Below are 1508 nucleotides of genomic sequence, written 5' to 3' on the forward strand. Positions count from 1 at the left end.
CGCTCAGATGTCAGATCCGGACGATTCAGATAGCCACGCGCCACGCCGTCGCCGCCGATGTACAACTCGCCCACCGCACCCAGCGGCACCGGTTGGCCGTAGCCGTCGAGCAGGTACAGGCGAGCGTTGGCGATTGGACGGCCGATACCGTTGCCCGGGTGATCCGCGCTCAGACGCACCACGGTGCTCCACACGGTCGCTTCAGTCGGACCATATTCGTTATGAATCGACCGCTTCCCTTCCCCGAAGGAAACCAGCTTCTGAAATATGTTCGAAGGTATGACCTCTCCGCCCAGGGCTACCCAACGAAGCGAGCGAAGTCGGTACGCGCCTGATTCCAGTGCCGCGCTATAGATGCTACTTGAATTGACGAACCAAGCCCCGATCTCATGGCGTTCAATCAGACGCGCAAAGCTGTCTGGATCGCGACCCATGTCTCCTGGCGGGATAATCAGCGCCGCACCTGTCAACAGGGTGAAGGCCATCGTACCGACGGCGACATCGAAACCGATCGAGAATGACGCCAGGACACTCGAGGTAGCAGGGTAATAATCGAGGCGCACCGCCGTTGAATTCACGATCTGCTGGTGTTCGACCATGACGCCCTTGGGCGTACCGGTCGAGCCGGAGGTGTAGATAATGTATGCCAAGTGGCGCGAGGTCAGCCCCAGCACCGCCGGGTCTGGATCGTGGACGGCCTGCACCATCGATGGGTCCGCCTGGTCCAGCGCGAGTACCTCATAACGGTCCGCCGCTTTGCCCAGCACTGCCCGTCCCGCCGCATCACACAGCAACAGCGATGGCTGCGCGTCGCTCAGGATGCTCCCCAGCCGCTCCGACGGATACGCCGGATCCAGCGGCACATACGCACCACCCGCCTTCAGAATGCCCAGCAGACCCTCTACCATGGTGAACGAGCGCTCCACGCAGATCGCCACCCGGTCGTCCGGGCGCACCCCTCGCTCGATCAGCCGATGGGCCACGCTATTGGCGCGCGCATTGAGCAGGGTGTAGCTCAGTGTTTCCTCGCCGCATACCAGCGCGGTCGCCTCCGGCGTGCGGCGCACCTGCGCCTCGAACAACTGATGCAGGCACAAGTCCGCCGGATACGGCACTGCGGTACCATTCCACGTTTGCAGAAGCAGCGTGCGCTCGGCCGGGGACATCAGGTCCACCTGCGTCACCGGCACCTCAGTCTGCAGGACCATCGCACGCAGAAGGGCAAGCAGGTAACCGCGATAGCGCTTGATCGTAGCTTCGTCGAACAAGTCTGTGGTGTAGCCCAGCGCACCCTCGATTGTCTCGCCGGCCTCACTCAAACCCAGTTCCAGGTCGAACTTGCTGCGATCGGCTGCCATCTGCACCGGCTCGATCTGCAACCCCGGCAGCATCAACTGGCCTTGATCATGACTCTGCCAGGCGAACATCACCTGAAACAGCGGCGTGTGTTCCAGCCGGCGCGGCGGATTAAGTCGTTCCACCACTTGTTCGAATGGCACGTCCTGATG

At 62.2% G+C, this 1508-nt stretch carries 1 protein-coding gene; it reads right to left on the reverse strand.

Annotated features, from left to right (window positions below; genetic code table 11):
• On the reverse strand, positions 1 to 1508 hold a 1508-nt coding region (locus HDE79_RS21735), incomplete at both ends, for an amino acid adenylation domain-containing protein (RefSeq protein WP_184605305.1).

The organism is Rhodanobacter sp. MP1X3, from assembly GCF_014207165.1.
Classification (GTDB): Bacteria; Pseudomonadota; Gammaproteobacteria; order Xanthomonadales; family Rhodanobacteraceae; genus Rhodanobacter.